This is a genomic window from Vibrio ostreicida, assembly GCF_013074385.2.
Classification (GTDB): Bacteria; Pseudomonadota; Gammaproteobacteria; order Enterobacterales; family Vibrionaceae; genus Vibrio; species Vibrio ostreicida.
Window position 1 is genome coordinate 360110 of the sequence record NZ_JABEYA020000001.1, and the last position, 18417, is coordinate 378526.

At 47.8% G+C, this 18417-nt stretch carries 14 protein-coding genes; 10 read left to right on the forward strand and 4 right to left on the reverse strand.

Translation table 11 applies throughout. The features are described from left to right. Positions 1-154 precede the first annotated feature (154 nt). On the forward strand, positions 155-2158 hold the full coding sequence (locus HLM86_RS01635; RefSeq protein WP_170882117.1) for an NADPH-dependent 2,4-dienoyl-CoA reductase: 2004 nt from the start codon (positions 155-157) through the stop codon (positions 2156-2158). A gap of 96 nt (positions 2159-2254) precedes the next feature. On the opposite strand, the gene purU is transcribed toward HLM86_RS01635, so the two are convergent. Then, positions 2255-3088 carry a formyltetrahydrofolate deformylase gene (gene purU / locus HLM86_RS01640; protein WP_076585261.1) on the reverse strand — a complete coding sequence of 278 codons (834 nt, stop codon included), beginning with the start codon at positions 3086-3088 and terminating at the stop codon, positions 2255-2257. A 234-nt stretch (positions 3089-3322) separates the two neighbouring features. On the opposite strand from purU, the gene yoaA reads away from it, so the two are divergent. The 7 genes from yoaA (at position 3323) to rnd (ending at position 10730) form a co-directional block, all read left to right on the forward strand. After that, on the forward strand, positions 3323-5248 hold the full coding sequence (gene yoaA, locus HLM86_RS01645) for a DNA repair helicase YoaA (RefSeq protein ID WP_170882116.1): 1926 nt from the start codon (positions 3323-3325) through the stop codon (positions 5246-5248). A gap of 12 nt (positions 5249-5260) precedes the next feature. Next, complete coding sequence (tsaB, locus tag HLM86_RS01650; RefSeq protein ID WP_170882115.1) at positions 5261-5962, forward strand: tRNA (adenosine(37)-N6)-threonylcarbamoyltransferase complex dimerization subunit type 1 TsaB; 702 nt, start codon at positions 5261-5263, stop codon at positions 5960-5962. Positions 5963-5982: 20 nt separating this feature from the next. Then, on the forward strand, positions 5983-6285 hold the full coding sequence (locus HLM86_RS01655; RefSeq protein ID WP_076585255.1) for a chromosome partitioning protein ParA: 303 nt from the start codon (positions 5983-5985) through the stop codon (positions 6283-6285). A 19-nt stretch (positions 6286-6304) separates the two neighbouring features. Beyond that, complete coding sequence (locus tag HLM86_RS01660) at positions 6305-6862, forward strand: Slp family lipoprotein (RefSeq protein WP_170882114.1); 558 nt, start codon at positions 6305-6307, stop codon at positions 6860-6862. Continuing rightward, positions 6859-7716, forward strand: a complete 858-nt coding sequence (locus HLM86_RS01665; protein WP_170882113.1) for an alpha/beta fold hydrolase — start codon at positions 6859-6861, stop codon at positions 7714-7716. Before HLM86_RS01660 ends, HLM86_RS01665 begins: the two co-directional genes overlap by 4 nt. Before the next feature lie 110 nt (positions 7717-7826). Next, entirely contained in the window at positions 7827-9515 is a 1689-nt protein-coding gene (fadD, locus tag HLM86_RS01670; RefSeq protein ID WP_076585248.1) for a long-chain-fatty-acid--CoA ligase FadD, read from the forward strand. A 96-nt stretch (positions 9516-9611) separates the two neighbouring features. After that, positions 9612-10730, forward strand: coding sequence for a ribonuclease D (rnd, locus tag HLM86_RS01675; protein ID WP_076585246.1), 1119 nt, complete (start codon positions 9612-9614; stop codon positions 10728-10730). A gap of 54 nt (positions 10731-10784) precedes the next feature. Here the strand turns inward: rnd and HLM86_RS01680 are convergent, their stop codons facing one another. Both HLM86_RS01680 and rne read right to left on the reverse strand, forming a co-directional pair. Then, a complete protein-coding gene (locus tag HLM86_RS01680; protein ID WP_170882112.1) occupies positions 10785-12341 on the reverse strand; it encodes a SulP family inorganic anion transporter in 1557 nt (518 codons plus the stop codon). 294 nt (positions 12342-12635) lie between these two features. Beyond that, complete coding sequence (gene rne / locus HLM86_RS01685) at positions 12636-15554, reverse strand: ribonuclease E (protein WP_076585242.1); 2919 nt, start codon at positions 15552-15554, stop codon at positions 12636-12638. 571 nt (positions 15555-16125) lie between these two features. On the opposite strand from rne, the gene rluC reads away from it, so the two are divergent. Then, on the forward strand, positions 16126-17076 hold the full coding sequence (gene rluC / locus HLM86_RS01690; RefSeq protein WP_076585240.1) for a 23S rRNA pseudouridine(955/2504/2580) synthase RluC: 951 nt from the start codon (positions 16126-16128) through the stop codon (positions 17074-17076). A 60-nt stretch (positions 17077-17136) separates the two neighbouring features. Here rluC and HLM86_RS01695 read toward each other — a convergent pair whose 3' ends face one another. Next, positions 17137-17718 carry a Maf family protein gene (locus tag HLM86_RS01695; RefSeq protein WP_076585973.1) on the reverse strand — a complete coding sequence of 194 codons (582 nt, stop codon included), beginning with the start codon at positions 17716-17718 and terminating at the stop codon, positions 17137-17139. 147 nt (positions 17719-17865) lie between these two features. On the opposite strand from HLM86_RS01695, the gene yceD reads away from it, so the two are divergent. Next, complete coding sequence (gene yceD, locus HLM86_RS01700; RefSeq protein WP_076585238.1) at positions 17866-18390, forward strand: 23S rRNA accumulation protein YceD; 525 nt, start codon at positions 17866-17868, stop codon at positions 18388-18390. Positions 18391-18417: the final 27 nt, after the last annotated feature.

Here is an 18417-nt window from a genome sequence, read left to right on the forward strand (position 1 = left end):
GGTCTCAGTATGGAAACGTTACATCCTACTTAAACTAGTATATCCAAACAACAACAAGATGATCGGTGTTACACAATTGTAAACGCTTGTTTGATTTTTATTACAATTACAATTATCGTGGTCAGACCAGAAAAATAACAAAGCGATGTCAGCCATGTACCCAAATTTGTTAAAGCCACTTGATCTCGGATTTACCCAAATTAGAAACAGAGTCTTGATGGGCTCAATGCATACCGGCCTTGAAGAACATAAACAAGGCCTGGATAAACTGGCGGCGTTTTATGCGGAGCGGGCAAAGGGTGGAGTGGGTTTGATAGTCACTGGGGGCTTTTCTCCAAATTTGCGCGGTCGTTTACACCCCTTCAGCGCTGAATTTAGCAAAACCAAACACGCTAAAGCCCATCAGGTGGTTACCGAAGCGGTACACCAACATGGTAGCAAGATAGCCTTGCAACTGCTCCATGCTGGGCGATACGCGATGCACCCTTTCTCTCAAAGCGCGTCTGCGATCAAAGCGCCCATCGCCCGTTTCGCACCTCGCGAAATGAGTAATAGACAGATTAAGAACACCATTAAGGCATTTGCTCATAGCGCAGGGCTGGCAAAATCGGCTGGATACGATGGTGTTGAAGTCATGGGTTCGGAAGGCTATCTCATCAACCAATTTATTTGTAAGCGGACTAATACCCGCTACGACGAATGGGGTGGTAGCTATGAAAACCGTATCCGTCTTGCACTGGAAATTGTGCGTGCTATCCGCCACGAAGTGGGTGACGAGTTTATTATTATATTTCGCTTATCCATGCTTGATTTGGTTGAAGAAGGCAGCACCTTTGAAGAGGTGGTGATGCTGGCAAAAGCCTTAGAAAAAGTCGGCGTAACCCTGATCAATACCGGTATAGGCTGGCATGAGGCGCGCATTCCGACCATTGCTACACAGGTGCCACGCGGAGCCTTTACCTGGGTTACGGATAAAGTCAGACCACACGTTACGATACCTGTGGTGACTTGTAACCGGATTAACACGCCCGAAGAAGCCGAACGTATTCTCGCTGGTGGTGAGGCCGATATGGTCTCCATGGCTCGTCCATTTCTGGCCGATCCTTATTTTGTCAGTAAAGCAGAGCAGCAGCAGTCTCATTTGATCAATACTTGTATTGGTTGCAATCAAGCCTGTTTGGACAACGTGTTTAAAGGAAAAAGAGCGAGTTGTCTGGTCAACCCGCTAGCGTGCCGTGAAGATGAATTAACTATTACACCCACCCAAGCCCCGAAAAACATCGCGGTGGTGGGGGCAGGCCCAGCGGGCCTTTCCTGTGCGACGACTTTGGCTCAGCGCGGTCATCATGTTGATTTGTTTGAGCGTAACGACCGCATTGGTGGCCAATTTCGCTTAGCGATGCAAATCCCCGGCAAGGAAGAGTTTCGTGAAACGATTCGCTATTTCGCCAATCAGATTGATCAAACAGGGGTCAAACTTCATCTGGAAACTGACGCCAATATAGATTTGCTTCGTGAGTATGATGAAGTGGTGCTCGCGTCGGGTGTCACGCCACGTCAGGTCAAGATTCCAGGGATAGAGCACCCTGAAAAAGTGATTGATTATCAAACGCTCATCAAAGAAAAAACATACGTCGGGGAAAAAGTGGCAATTGTTGGCGCTGGCGGGATCGGCGTTGACGTCGCGACCATGCTTACTGAGCCGACCGATCACAACCTCGATGACTGGCTACACGAGTGGGGGATTGACAAGTCCATCGCTCATCCTGGTGGCTTGTTCCCATATCCTGACTCACTCAGTAACAAGGAAGTCTGGGTACTGCAACGCCGTCAAGGTAAAGTGGGCAAAGGGCCGGGTAAAACCACTGGCTGGATCCACAAACGCACTCTCGAAAAACGAGGAGTGAACCTTGTTGGTGGTGTGAGCTATGAAAAAATTGATGATCAAGGATTGCATATTACCCGAGATGGAACCCCACAATTGCTTGAGGTCGATACGGTCATCATCTGTGCTGGCCAAGATTCAGTGCGTCCTTTTGAAGATCAGTGGCAGCAATTTGGTGATAAACTCCACGTCATTGGCGGCGCTGATCATGCTGGTGAATTGGATGCTGTTAGGGCAATCAGACAAGGCGTAGAATTGGCGAGCAGGTTATAACCTTCTTCATTGGTCATTCTAATAACCTAACAACACTGCACCGATGCTATTGTTTGGCTTGGTGCAGTGACGAGGGCTAGGCTTACGTCTAGGTGATTAAAGAATCACGGTTTTGTTACCATCGACAAACACATGGTCGTTAATGACTTTCCCTAACGCCTTACTCAGCACGTTTTTTTCTACGTCTCTGCCCGCCTGCGCCATATCCGCAGCACTGAAATTATGGTCCACTGGGATCACGTCTTGCTGGATGATAGGACCTTCATCTAAATCATTGGTCACGAAGTGCGCCGTGGCGCCAATAATCTTAACCCCACGTTGGTAGGCTTGTTGATAAGGTTTTGCCCCAATAAAAGCGGGTAAAAAACTGTGGTGAATGTTAATGATTTTATGATGGTACTTCTCGACAAAGCTTGGCGTCAGGACCCGCATATATTTCGCCAGCACCAGATAGTCAGCGTTGTACTGATCAATCACTTCCAACATCTTGTTTTCATGGCTTTCACGATCTAAGCCGACATGTGAAACATGGTGGTAAGGAATATCAAACTTTTCAGTGAGGCTTTGTAGTGTGTCATAGTTGCCGATGACGGCCGCAATGTCGACATCGAGACTGCCATCGTAACTTTTCATCAGAATATCCCCAATACAGTGGGCTTCTTTGGTCACCAAAATGACAATGCGCTTTCGATTTGCGCCAATCAGCTGACGTTTGGTTCCCTTGGGCAGGGCTTGATCCAGATCGGCGAGTAAGGTGTGATCATTAAAGTACCCTTTTAACTCGGTCCGCATAAAAAAGTGGCCGCTGGTGTTATCAACAAACTCATTGTTGTGCACGATATTGAGCTGGTGCTTGTAACAGATATTGGTGATTTTTGAGATCAATCCGGGCGCATCTGTACAGTGAGTAAGGAGTGTTTTCTTTTCCATTGGTGGCATACTTCCGTGAATAAATGTTGTGTGATAATGGCGCAGCGCGGGTATTGAACGGTCATCAACCCGCTTGCCTTGGGGATACAATTAAACTAATCCTGCTTTGGTTTCAACCATTAATCTGAATTAACCGATTGGTTGGAGTGATGGGATTGGATTTGATTCGCACCAAGTGAGCAAACCTGCCATAATTCTGGGCTGTAACTCGCTGACAACCTGATACTGAATTTGATGATCTCTAAAACTTTTTCCGCTCAGGGCGCGCTGGGCAAAGCGATTGCTGGGTTTCAGCCACGGCAAGCGCAATTGGATATGGCCGAGTCGGTCGGTCAGGCGATTCGCGACAATCGCCAACTGGTGATTGAAGCAGGGACAGGGACCGGGAAAACGTTTGCTTATCTCGTCCCCGCGTTGCAAAGTGGCAAAAAAGTCATCATAAGCACGGGATCCAAAAACCTACAGGAACAACTCTTTCATCGTGACTTGCCTTTAATGGTTGGCGCATTGGGTTTTTTGGGGCAGGTTGCTCTGCTAAAAGGGCGAGCCAATTATCTTTGCCTTGACCGGCTAAGCCGACAGATGCTCGAAAGTCATGGCCATCACGCTGATCCTACGTTATTAAGCCAGCTAGTCAAAATTCGCTCATGGGCGAGTGAGACGAAAAGTGGTGATCTTGGTGAGTGTACCGCGATTGCTGAAGACAGCCCAGTGATGCCAGCTATTACCTCAACCAATGATAACTGTCTAGGGAAAGAGTGCCCCAGTTATCAGGACTGTTATGTGCTCAAAGCGCGTAAAAAAGCCATGGATGCCGATGTGGTGGTGGTCAATCACCACTTGTTTTTGGCCGATCTTGCGATTAAGGAGACTGGCTTTGGCGAATTGATTCCAGAGGCTGAGGTGTTTATCTTCGACGAAGCCCACCAGTTGCCTGATATTGCCAGCCATTATTTTGGGCAGTCGTTGTCGAGCCGCCAGATTCAGGAATTGTCGAAAGATATTGAGATTGGCTACCGGACTGATGCAAAAGACATGCGTCAATTGCAAAAAGTGGCGGAAAAGCTCGGACAAACGAGCATGGACCTGCGTATTGCCCTCGGCGAAGCGGCGTTTCGCGGTAACTGGCGTGAAGCGCTTCAGTCTGTGGGGATCACGACCCAACTTGATCGATTGCGCGAATCGTTAGACTTTTGTTTGGACGTACTCAAGTTGGCTTTGGGCCGCAGCCAGCTACTCGATGCGGCTTTTGAAAGGGCCAACTTGATACAGACACGCCTTACCCGAGTATGCGATGTGTCAATTACGGGTTATTCCTACTGGTATGAAACCACCCCGCGCCACTTTAGTTTGCACATTACGCCGTTGTCGGTTTCGGACAAGTTCAAAGAGCTGATTGAGCTTAAATCAGGGGCATGGATTTTTACCTCTGCAACGTTGGGGGTCAGTGGTGATTTTGGCCATTTTACCTCCAGGTTGGGTTTGCAGCCAACGAGTGAGTTGTCTCTACCGAGTCCATTTGACTATCAGACTCAGGCGAGGTTGTGTGTCCCCCGTTATTTGCCAGAACCGAATAGTCCGGGTCTTGCACAAAAATTGGTGGCGATGTTGAGCCCAGTGATTGAGCAAAACCAAGGGCGGTGCTTTTTTCTGTGCACGTCCCACAGTATGATGAGAGACTTGGGAGAACAATTTCGCGATAGCTTGACATTGCCGGTGTTAGTGCAAGGGGAGACCAGTAAGCAACAAACTTTGGCGCAGTTCATGGATTTGGGTAACGCGTTGTTGGTCGCGACGGGCGCGTTCTGGGAAGGGATTGACGTTAGAGGTGATGCCCTGAGCTGTGTTATTATTGATAAATTGCCCTTCACGGCCCCTGACGATCCTCTGCTCAAAGCACGTATTGAAGATTGTCAGTTAAGAGGGGGAGATCCGTTTGCTCAGGTCCAGATTCCAGATGCCGTGATCACCCTAAAGCAAGGCGTTGGGCGTTTAATTCGGGATAAAAAAGACAAAGGTGCGTTGATCATTTGTGATAACCGCTTAGTTACCCGCGATTATGGCGGTATTTTCCTTGCCAGCCTGCCCCCGATCCCTCGGACTCGGGATTTAGGGGCAGTGAAAGATTTTCTTAAACAAATTTCATCCATCAACCAATAATCAGAGAATTCAATGAGCGCAAAAATTCTTGCCCTAGATACGGCAACAGAAAATTGTTCTGTTGCCCTGTTAGTCAATCAAAAGATCTATGCCCGCAGCGAAGTTGCCCCGCGTGACCACACCAAGAAAATTCTTCCCATGGTTGATGACGTTCTCAAAGAGGCAGGGGTTGCCCTAACAGAATTGGACGCGCTGGCGTTTGGTCGAGGCCCAGGCAGTTTTACCGGAGTAAGGATTGGCATCGGTATTGCACAAGGTTTAGCGTTTGGTGCCGATTTGCCCATGATCAGTGTCTCAACATTGGAAGCCATGGCTGAAGGCAGCTATCGCAAACACGCTGCGCATCATGTGGCGTGTGCGATTGACGCTAGAATGAGTGAGGTGTATTGGGGCCGATTTGTGCGTCAAGAAGATGGCACTTGGCAAACACTACAAACAGAGAGAGTGATTGCCCCCGAACAATTGGTGGCGTCGGTCGCGGCAGATGAGCACCCATGGACCCAAGCTGGCACCGGTTGGGATGCTTATCAGGCGGTCTTGGCAGAGCTCAAACTGAATGTCTCCTCAGGTGATGTCTTGTACCCTGAGGCGCAAGATATTGTGGTGTTGGCCGCACATGAATTTGCCAAGGGCAACACAGTGTCGGTTGAACAGGCCAGCCCTGTTTACCTGCGTGATACGGTCACATGGAAAAAACTGCCAGGCCGTGAGTAATATGAAAACAGACGGATTTTATGGTTTCAATTAATGGATTACCTGCGTCGGTTCCGGGGCCAAATAAAGCCAACAAGGCCAGTCGCAAAAAAGAGTCAAAAAAATCGTCGGAGACGAGCGCGATTGGCCAACCTTCGAAAGTCGCCAACGCGGTCGCCCATTCTATCCGTCATGTTGATGAATCGGACATTCATAAAGCACAAGTGCAATACGACTTGCCCGAAGGACAAGGCCGCCAAGCTATGGAAGCCTACCTAAAGGTGATGAATCAAGCCAAACGCGATGAACTATCACAGTTGCTGGGTGTCGATATTTATATCTAAATTAGTAAGGTAAGTGGTGATGAACAGGCGCTTTTTGACATCGATTTCTCTTTTTAGTGCAACGTTATTATTGAGCGCATGCACTACGTTGCCCGATAATCTGGTCTCGAGTGATCCCCATCTCTTGACCGATTATGCGCGCTGGGACCCAGATGCCTCTGGCGGTCAAGATCTGCGTCTAGGTGGTGTGATTGCCTCGGTCACTAACCTTGAAACCGTCACCCGAATTGAAGTGGTCAACCTGCCGATAAACAGCGATGGAAAACCCGATATCAATCGGGAGCCCAGCGGTCGTTTTGTTGGCTACGTTGATGGGTTTATTGACCCAGTTTCCGCCACACAAGGTAGGCTGGTTACTTTTCTCGGTAACAATCATGGCGTTGAGCATGCCAAAGTGGGTGAATATGATTACCGTTTCCCAGTGATGGATATCAAGAGCTACCACCTATGGCGCATTGAAGAACAGGTGATTTTTCACGATGATTTTGGACCCGCTCGGTATTCGTGCCGAAGCCTTTATTGTCGTGACATTACCCGCGGTAGGCGTCAGGGTAAGGTGATTCAGCAAGTCAAATGAGTAAAACACAGACCTCTTTTCAGATTGATGGGACGACGCTGGCGGCAGTGGAGTATGGGGATCGCCAGTCGGCACAATGTTCGCTAGTGTTCTTGCATGGTTGGCTTGATAATGCGGCCAGCTTTGAATCTGTGATGGACAGCCTTCATCATCAGGCGCCCTATTTGCACCTGATTGCGATTGATCTGCCCGGCCATGGTTACTCTCCCCACAAAGCGGCAACCCACTTTTATTCCTTTCATGATTATATCGACGATCTACACCAGTTTTTGGTTAACTTGTCAGCAAACAGTGTGGTTCTGGTCGGTCATTCACTTGGTGCTTTGATAGCTAGTTGCTATAGTGCGGCCTTTCCTGAACGCATTAATGGATTAGTTCAGATTGAAGGACGAGGTCCAATAGCGGAAGCGCAAAACCTGAGCGTGTCGCGACTGCGTGATGGTGTACTCAGCCGTCAAGCGATTCGTCGCAAGCCGAAGCGAGCCTTTGCCCGCGTCGCTGACGCCGTTGAGCTGAGAGCCAAAATTAATCATATCGCTCCTGAGCTCATCTATCCTATTGTTGAGCGAGGTTTGGTTGATACAGGCTCTGGGTGGCAATGGCGCCATGATGTGAAGTTACAGAGCCAGTCTTTGTACCGAATGTCATTCGAACAGGCGCAGTCCATTGTTGAGCATATTGTTTGTCCGCAGCTTGTTGTGCTCGGCAAACATGGGTTTCCCCAATTACAGTCTGTAGATAACACTGAGTCGTCCGCTGTCGAGGTGGTGACCGTCGAGGGTGGGCACCACTGTCATCTACAAGCCCCTTCTAGAGTATCTAATCTAATTTTTGGTTTAGTTAACAAAATTTAAACAAGTGTTTGAGTGTTACGTGCTCAAGCTTGCCGCCTGTGTTGTAATAGTCGTCATTAAAAACACGGCGTTTAGGCGACACAAGCCCGCTTATTTCGAGGAGTATTACCGTGGATAAACCTTGGTTATCACGTTACCCAAACGATGTGCCAGAGCATATCGATCCAGAGCAATATCCGTCATTGGTAGAAATGTTTGAACAGTCGGTGCAGAAATATTCTGATCAACCGGCCTTTATGAACATGGGTTCGATAATGACCTTTCGTAAGCTCGAAGAGCGCAGCCGTGCATTCGCTGCGTATTTGCAAAATGAACTTAAGTTGAAAAAAGGCGACCGCGTCGCTCTGATGATGCCCAATTTACTGCAATACCCTGTGGCGCTGTTTGGGGTGTTGCGCGCGGGTTTGATTGCGGTGAATGTCAATCCACTTTATACCCCACGAGAGCTTGAACATCAGTTGAATGATGCCGGTGCCAAAGCGATTGTCATTGTGTCTAATTTCGCTAATACGTTAGAGCAGGTGGTGGCCAACACGCCAGTGAAACACGTGGTGTTAACTAGCTTGGGTCAGATGCTTCCGCGAGCGAAAGGGACGTTGGTCGACTTTGTGGTCAAATACGTCAAAGGTATGGTCCCCAAGTATGATCTGCCAGGGGCGATTTCGATGCGAAAAGCCCTACATAAAGGCCGCCGACTTCAATATGTTAAGCCCTTTATGTCAGGGGATGATATTGCATTTCTCCAATACACGGGTGGGACCACAGGGGTAGCAAAAGGTGCGATTCTGACTCACCGCAATATGATCGCGAATATCATGCAGGCTAAAGGCATGTATGGGCCTGTGCTCAAAGAAGGGCGTGAAGTGGTGGTAACCGCGCTACCGCTTTACCATGTGTTTGCGCTTACGGTGAATTGCTTACTGTTTCTGGAACTTGGCGGGCGAAACCTCCTGATCACAAACCCACGTGATATCCCTGGATTTATCAAAGAGCTGCACAAGTATCCGTTCACCGCGATTACTGGAGTCAACACCTTATTTAATGCTTTAGTCAATAATGAAGATTTTCAGGAGCTGGATTTTAGTCATCTTAAGCTGTCTGTTGGTGGAGGGATGGCGGTTCAACGAGCGGTGGCCCAACAGTGGAAAAAGACCACGGGTATTCACTTACTTGAAGGGTATGGTTTAACCGAATGTGCACCGTTGGTGACGGTCAACCCGTATGATTTGACGGAATATACTGGCGCCATTGGGCTGCCAGTTCCTTCGACAGAAATACGTCTTATCGACGATCAAGGAACGCCGCTTTCAAATCATGAGGTCGGTGAGTTACAAGTGCGCGGCCCACAGGTCATGCAAGGCTACTGGCAACGGCCGGAAGCGAGTAAAGAAGTGATTGATAGCGATGGCTGGTTGTCGACTGGCGATATCGTTAAACTCGATGACAATGGTTTACTCTATATTGTCGATCGTAAGAAAGACATGATTTTAGTGTCAGGTTTCAACGTGTATCCCAATGAAATTGAAGACGTGGTGGCGTTACATGGTAAGGTGCTTGAGGTGGCGGCGATCGGTCAACCTCATGAAGTCTCAGGTGAGGTAGTGAAAATTTATGTGGTTAAGCGTGATCCGAGCCTCACCAAAGAAGAAATCCTCAGCCACTGTCGTCAACACCTCACAGGCTATAAGATACCGAAATTGATCGAATTCCAAGATGATCTGCCAAAAACCAACGTGGGAAAAATATTGCGTCGTGAGCTTCGCGAACAAAATGATGCGCGTTTGGCTAAGGCCAGCTAGAGTTAAAGAGAAGCAGAACCAAACGTTTAGTGTTAATATGCCGACCCATCAGTCGGCATTTTTCGTTTTCGCCCCATCAGTCACAGTGAGAGTTTTGTGAATTATCAAATTATTACTCAGTCCACTCAGTTAGCAAAGGTCTGTCAGCAAGCCAGAGAGGCTGAGGTTGTCATGTTGGACACAGAGTTTGTCCGTACCCGCACCTACTATCCGCAATTAGGGCTTATCCAACTGTTGGCGGGAGAGACACTTGTCTTAATTGATCCTACTGTGATTGACGACATGACAGCGTTGGTTGAATTACTTAAGGACCCATCGGTCCTCAAAGTGCTTCACGCGTGTGGAGAAGACCTTGAAGTGTTCCATAATAGTTTTGGATGTCTGCCTGAGCCGATGTGTGACACTCAGTTAATGGCCGCGTTTTTGGGCCATGGCTTATCGACTGGGTTTGCAAGTTTGGTCGAGCACTATCTTGGTGTGAGCTTAGACAAAAGTGAGTCGCGTACTGATTGGCTCGCGAGACCTTTAACGGACAAACAGCTGGATTACGCGGCGGCTGATGTATTTTACCTGCAACCTTTGTACGAGAGGTTATTCAATGATCTTCATCAGGTGGGTTGGTGGGATGCGGCGCAGCAAGAAAGTTCTTTGCTAATGAATAAGCGTATAAAAACCCTAGACCCAGAGCGCGCCTATCTGGATATCAAAGGGGCTTGGCAATTGAAACCCAAGGAATTAGCGATTCTAAAACCCCTAGCGTCATGGCGGCTCAAAGAGGCTATGCGTCGTGATCTGGCAGTTAATTTTGTGTTCAAAGAAAACGATTTGCTGAACCTTGCTCGACTGGGCTTGCAAAATAAACAACGGATGGAACAGGAAGGTATGGACGTGCGTTCTGTGCAGCGTCATAGTGCCCGTTTGATTGCCTTGGTGAAGTCCGCGAAAATGACCCCCGAAGAAGAGTACCCGCAACCAATAGAACGTTTGATGGACATGCCGACGTACAAACAAACATTTAAAATACTTAAAGATGAAGTGAAAAAAGTTTCGCAGGGCTCTGGTCTTGCCACGGAGTTTTTAGCGTCGAAAAAGCAAATTAATCAGTTGATTAGCTGGGTATGGAAAAATCAGCGTGATCCACTAATTGTGCCTGACCTAATGCAAGGCTGGCGATTAGACTTGCTTGGTGAAAAACTCAATGCGTTGATCAAGTGAATCAGAATCGGTAAGAAAAAAGGGCTTCCAGATGGAAGCCCTTTTAGGTTTTAGTTAGCCAGCCATATCGGTGGCGACTTTATAGCGTGGGTCTTCTTTGACGTTGATCTCAACCAGACTGCCAGCTTTGTCTAACAGTTTACGACAATCTGGACTCAAGTGGCGCAAATGCAGGGTTTTACCCAGCGTAGAATAGCGCTCAGCCAGCGTTTCAATCGCTTCAATGGCAGAATGATCCGTGACTCGAGAATCGGCAAAGTCAACAATCACATCGATGGGATCTTGAGGGGAATCGAACAGTTCCAAAAAGTTGGCGGTTGAACCGAAGAAAATAGGGCCGTGGATTTTATACTCTTTTGACCCTTCATCGTTGATCGAGGTGTCAGCATAAATGTGTTTAGCATGCTGCCACGCAAACATCAATGCTGAGGCAATCACGCCCACGGCGACTGCGACGGCGAGATCGGTCATCACAGTGACTACGGTGACTAGCACAATGACAAAGAAGTCTTGTTTCGGAACACGGCGTGCGAGTTTGAAGGTCGCCCATTCAAACGTGCCGATGACCACCATAAACATGACACCCACGAGTGCTGCGAGTGGAATCATTTCAATTAGGGCAGAAGCGAACAGAATGAAGGTCAGCAAAGCCACTGCCGCTACGATACCGGATAAACGTCCTCGACCACCTGAGTTAACGTTAATCATTGATTGACCAATCATGGCACAGCCACCCATAGCCCCAAACACAGAACAGGTCATATTCGCCATGCCTTGGCCAATACATTCTCGGTTGGATTGTCCACGGGTGTTGGTCATCTCATCAAGGACGGTCAACGTCAGTAGAGACTCAATCAGACCAATTGCAGCGAGGATCACCGCATATGGCAGGATAATCTGTAACGTTTCTAAGCTAAGCGGTACTGCTGGAATTGAGAACGTTGGCAGTGAGCCAGCCAATGTAGCAGCGTCATCACCAGACATAGTGCGCAGAAAGTCAACCACTGTACGAGTTTCCAGATCAAGTCCGACGACTAAGGCGGTCACGGTCACAATCGCGACTAAAGAGGAGGGTACCGCTGTCGTCAACTTGGGTAAGAAGTGGATAATACCCATGGTCAAAGCAACTAGACCCAGCATCAACATCATCTGATCTTGTGGTAGCCAGCTTAGTACTCCATTGAGGTCAGGCGCTTTAAATTGACCAAGCTGAGCTAGGAAAATCACGATCGCTAAACCGTTAACAAAGCCGATCATCACTGGGTGTGGCACGATACGGATGAATTTACCCAGTTTAAACAAGCCAGCCGTTACCTGAAGTATCCCAGCCAAAAGGATGGCGGCAAACAGGTATTGTACGCCGTGGTTAGCGACCAAGGCGACCATTACTACAGCCATTGCGCCAGTCGCACCTGATATCATTCCAGGACGGCCTCCAAAAATGGAGGTAATAAGGCCGACGATGAAGGCTGCGTAAAGGCCCACCATAGGATCAACACCTGCGACAAAGGCAAAGGCGACCGCTTCAGGCACGAGAGCCAACGCCACGGTCAGGCCGGATAACACATCATTTTTTACAGAGTGTTTCGAAAATTGTGGAAATTCAAACATGCTTGCTCAGTTTTGCTAAATGTTTATGGTTATTCTGAATATCAGAGAACCTCAAATTAGATTATAGGTTCTGGCTCAGTTTTCATATGAATAAAATGCGATACAAAAGTGCATTGAGAACAAAGCGAGTGATTCAGATCGAGTCGGCGAATGCTACCTAAAACTGTGATTAAGTTCAACAATGATGCAAAGGTTGACTAATATTTGTGACAAATAGGTGGCTTTGGCGGATGAGGCAGTCGATTGTAAAAAAAAGCCCCAATTAAGGGGCTAGATATTTGTTGGTGTTATGACCTAGAAACTCTGAGGTTTGGTCATATCAGCACTGGCCTTGGTTCGGGCAACCTGACTGCCGGCGCCTTTTGGAAGGTAACGTTCTTCGCGTAGAGGTGCGGCGACAACCGTAATTTCTTTCAGCTCGGTTGTGCCTGGTGCCTTCGCCATGGGGGCGGAGGCATGGCCTCCGATCAAGGTTTCAGGAACCACAATCTCAGAGCTGGTTGGTTGCGGAGCGATGTCCACTTTCTCCAGAACTTCAATCGATGTAGGTGCAGCGACGTCGATTGTTGGGGATTGCATAGGTTCGGCCGTGTGTTCAATAGCCGTCGTTTCAGCGATCTGGACTTGTTCCTGTGGCGTGTTGTGGATAATGACTTTACCCATGGCCATTTCAGGGCAAGCAAAACCATCAAGTGGCGCCTTTGCTGCTTCCTGATCTGCTGGTGTCGACTCCGGCTTTGACTCTTGCGCAATGATGCCGTAGCTTGGCATGACTTTACCCATCGCCATTTCAGGTGATGCCACCCCACCTTTACGCAGACGGAAAGGGTTAGGACGACGATCACGACCGCGACGACGACGTTGGCCGCTTGCACGCAAATGACGCGGTGAACGGCGGTTACGACGTTGCTTTGGCTGTTCATCGTCTTCAATAACGGACGCTGGTTCTGCAGACACTTCACTCGCATCCGCGGCCGCTTTAGCTTGCAGTTGTTTCGCTTCTTCTGCTGAGTCAGCCTGCGCTTTCTGATCTTTAACGCGGATCTTGCTGTTCAGTTTGCGGCGCTGACGACGTTCTTTGACTTTGATGGTCTTTTCTTCGGCACGGTGGTTGGGCTGTGCGTCATCTTTTTGTGCTTCTTGCGCAAGTTTGATGCCTTCTTCAACCACTTTACTCGCTTTAGCATCATCATGTTTGCTGCGGCGCTCATGCTTAGCTTTACGCTCTTGCTTGGGCTTACGCTCATGAGTGCTGTTAGCTTGAGAGCTTGCTTCATCACGTTCGTGCTGAGGTTTCTTACGCTTGTTATCACGCTTATCTTCACGATTGTCACTGCGATTATCGCGCTTGTCTTCACGATTGTCGCGAGGGCTACGACGACGTTGATCGTTTCGATTACGACGGTTACGTGGATTACGCTGGCCTTCTTTTGAACGATTCTCGTCTGGCTTAGCTTCGACTTTTTTCTCTACGTTTTCAGGACCCGCTAGTAGGGCACTGACTGCGTTAAACAAACGCTTAAACAATCCCGGTTTTTCCTCACCTGTCGGAACGTGACTCGGAGATGCTTTAGGCGTTGATTTAACCTCAGGAGCAGATTGCGTTGGAGCAGAGAAGCCCTTCAGAGCTGGCTCTTCGATTTTCTTTGGTTTGACATCAGACTCGCTGACTTCGCGGCCTTCTGTTTCTTTAATCGCTTCGAGTTTGCTCGGCATGAGGTAAGACAGCAGATCGATCTGCTCACCTTCGCGGAAACGATGAACGTCAAAGTGCGGTGTTTCCATATCCGAGTTCGGAACAATGGTGATCTTAACATCTTGAATGCGCTCGATATGATTGACCGAACGACGTTTCTCATTAAGCAGGTACGAGGCAATCGGCACAGGTACGACAGCCAGTACTTGGGCTGTGTTGTCTTTTAGTGCTTCTTCTTCAAGCAGACGAAGTACAGAGAGAGCCAGTGATTCGTTATCTCGAACCACGCCGGTCCCTGTACAGCGAGGGCAGATGTGATGACTTGCTTCAGCTAATGAAGGGCTCAAACGCTGGCGTGACATTTCTAGCAAACCAAAGCGAGAAATGCGACCGATCTGGACGCGAGCTCTGTCGAGACGTACAGCATCACGCAAGCGGTTCTCAACTTCTCGTTGATGACGAACCGGCGTCATGTCGATAAAGTCAATCACGACGAGGCCACCCAGATCTCGCAAGCGAAGTTGACGAGCAATCTCATCGGCGGCTTCTAGGTTGGTATTGAGGGCGGTTTCCTCAATGTCACTGCCTTTCGTTGCGCGGGCTGAGTTAATATCAATTGATGTGAGAGCTTCCGTCGGATCGATGACGATTGATCCCCCCGATGGCAGACTGACTTCACGTAGGAAGGCTGACGCTATCTGAGTTTCAATTTGATAATGGCTAAACAGGGGCACTTCACGATCATGTTTGGTCACGCGATCGGCAAAATCAGGACGGACAAGGCTAATATGCTCCAGCGCTTGTTCGTGGATAGTGTTGCTATCGATGATGATCTCACCAATGTCCGGACGCAGATAATCACGGATAGCACGTTTGATGACGTTGCTCTCCTGATGGATCAGAAGCGGTGCCGGGCTTGATTTAGAGACCTCTTTGATAGAGCCCCAATACTTAAGTAGAACATTCAGGTCCCACTTGAGCTCTTCTGCACTTTTCCCCACACCCGCGGTGCGAACAATTAAGCCCATCCCCTGCGGTAACTCAAGTGTGTTTAAGGCGGCTTTCAGTTGGGTCCGTTCGTCACCTTCGATACGACGCGAAATGCCACCTGCACGAGGGTTATTTGGCATTAGAACAAGGTAGCTACCCGCAAGAGAAATGAAAGTGGTCAAGGCAGCGCCTTTGCTGCCTCGTTCTTCTTTCTCAATTTGCACGATGACTTCTTGACCTTCAGTCAAGACTTCCTTGATACTCGGTCGACCTTGATAAGTGTAACCTTGCGGGAAGTATTCACGGGCGATTTCTTTAAGAGGAAGGAATCCATGTCGTTCTGCACCATAGTCGACGAAGGCGGCCTCCAGACTTGGTTCAATACGGGTGATACGTCCTTTATAGATATTCGCTTTTTTGGATTCGTGGCCAGGGCTTTCGATGTCTAAATCGTATAAGCGTTGACCATCAACCAAAGCAACACGCAACTCTTCTTTTTGAGTGGCGTTGATTAACATTCTTTTCATTGATAAATCTCGTTGTCATTCTTTATGTTTTGACCTTGTTGCCTTTCTTTCTTTCACGGTGCCGGATCCCATGGCTATATGTTTGCAGCCTCCCGGCTGGAGGGATGCTCTGTGGGCACTTCAGTCTTACAAACGATTGGGCTTGTAAGCCGCTTAATGGCGGATAACACTCAACATGAAAGAGTCATGAGTAGGGCAACAAGCGGTACTAATTATGAAAATGTCTTACGCCGTATGCGGCATTTTGGTAAATTAGCGAGCTACTCAGTGTTTTGCTTCAAAATGTTTAGGTTTGTGTAAAATGAAGCCTAATCATCTATTGCAGATGTGAACTATAGCAGTACCCATTAAACTCAGCAATCTGCTTTATTATAAAACGCCAAAAAACTCATTTTTTATTTTTCTAACCATTTGTAATAAAAGCGTTTATTTTGCACTATATGAAAATTACCAATTGAGATGATGTTTTTTTAATCGTAGGCCAGCAGAAAACGATGCATATAAGATAAATTTGCCAAGTTCTTGTCGAGAAAACGTGAACCTAAGCAGGCTAGAGTGCTACAATGGCCAAATGAGTGAAATGAGAACAAAAGTCCAGTTTGTCGATATTGACGACGACATGGCGGGTCAGCGTATTGATAACTTTCTGCGCAACCAACTGAAAAGTATCCCCAAAAGTATGGTTTATCGGATCTTACGTAAGGGTGAAGTCCGTGTGAATAAAAAGCGGATCAAAGCAGAATACAAGTTGAAGGCGGGTGATGTGGTCCGCATTCCTCCGGTGACGATTGAAGAACAGGCACAACCCACTGTGGTGAGTACCAAACTCAACAAGGTGGCTGAGCTTGAGCATAGAATCATCTTTGAGGATGAGCATTTGCTTATTCTCAACAAACCTTCAGGTACAGCGGTTCATGGCGGGAGCGGGCTCAAGTTTGGCGCGATTGAAGCCTTGCGCGCGTTGCGGCCAGACGCGCGTTTTCTTGAACTGGTGCATCGTATTGACCGCGACACCTCGGGTATTCTTTTGGTGGCGAAAAAGCGTTCGGCGCTCCGACACCTTCAGGCACAGTTTCGCGAGAAAACAGTAAAAAAATATTACTTCGCGCTGGTGATGGGGGAGTGGAAAAGTCGGTGTAAGCAGGTGAACGCCCCTTTGTTAAAAAATGAAGTGAATAGTATCGTTCGGGTCAATCCGCAAGGAAAACCGTCTGAAACACGCTTTAAAATTATAGAAAAATTTGTCAATGCGACGTTGGTGCAAGCCAGCCCGATCACTGGTCGTACCCACCAAATTCGCGTCCATACTCAATACTCAGGGCACCCTATTGCATGGGACGATCGCTATGGTGACCGCCGATTTGATGCATACACGGCGACAGTCGGCCTCGACAGGTTATTCTTACATGCTGCGAATATCCAATTTAAACATCCCTTGAATGATGAAAAGGTTGAGATCAGTGCACCCATGGATCATAAGCTTGAAAGCGCGCTTGAAGGGTTGCGTGCGTTAACGGGTTAAGTCGTCGAATAAAAGGAAACCGTTTTGGTTTCCTTTGGTGGGCCAGTGGTCAGCTCACCATCAGAGCACATGCATTCCTTGTGCTTCAAGTAAGGTAACGAGATCAATCAGGGGCAAACCTATCAAGGCATTAGGGTCTTTGCCTTCGAGTTTTTCAAACAGAGCGATCCCTAAACCTTCGCTTTTGAAGCTGCCAGCACAATATAAAGGTTGTTCTATATCTATGTAGTGTTCGATTTGCTGACGCGACAATGTTCGAAAATGGACGGTAAAGGTGTCGACACTGACGTGAGTTTTCTCCGTTTCACTATTGAAAACCGCTAATCCGGTAAAAAATTGAATGGCTTGGCCACTTTGTTGGGTGAGTTGTTGTATCGCGTTTTCACGAGTGTGAGGTTTACCTATGATCTCACCCTCAATGACGCACACTTGATCGCTTCCGATGACCAGACTTGGGACATCGCTGCGACAGGATTCGGCTTTAGTGCGTGCCAAGCGCGTGACTAACTCGATCGGTGTTTCGCCTTGAAGGGGTGTTTCATCACATTTGGGTGAGATGGTCACGAATGGTAGCGCGAGCTTGTCGAGAAGCTGTGCACGGTATGGTGACGTCGAAGCTAAAATAAGTTGGTGATTTGGCATCATTTATTACAGTGGTTGCTAGAGTCTTATTAGCATAATAGATCTTGACCTAGTAATCCCAGCACATAACAGGAGTAGGAAAAAAAGTACAATTTATTGTCCTTTTTCTTTGACTCAAAACGAATTGGGAGATAGAATCCGCGCCCTATGCAAAAGGTAAAAATACCGCGAACGGTCGATCCGGCCCGAGCAGCTCAAAAGCGTCTTGACTTCGATGGTTTCATTCAAGTTAGCCTCTTTAAGCGCTTATTCGAATCGGTTGAAGGCGTTAAACGCGACGCTCAAGTGTCATTGTCATTTGAATTAGATGAACAGCGACTTGTTGTTATCTCTGGTAAAGCTAACATCGAAGTTGATTTAGAGTGTCAACGCTGTAACGAGGTTTTCGCACATAAATGCGAAGTTAACTTCACTTATACGCCATACTATAGCGAACAAAGTGAAGAAGACGCACCGGAAGAGTACGATTTGGTAGATCTGAACGAGTACGGTGAATTGGACCTGATACAGTTAGTTGAAGACGAGTTCATTCTTAACTTGCCTCAAATAGCAATGCATGATGAAGCGGATTGTAGCGTTGATTCAGATAACATGGTGTTTGGTGAGATTCCAGAAGAAATTGTGGAAGAAAAGCCGAATCCATTCGATGTTTTGAAAAACTTAAAGAAGTAATTCTTTAAGAACTTACATAGGAGTAGG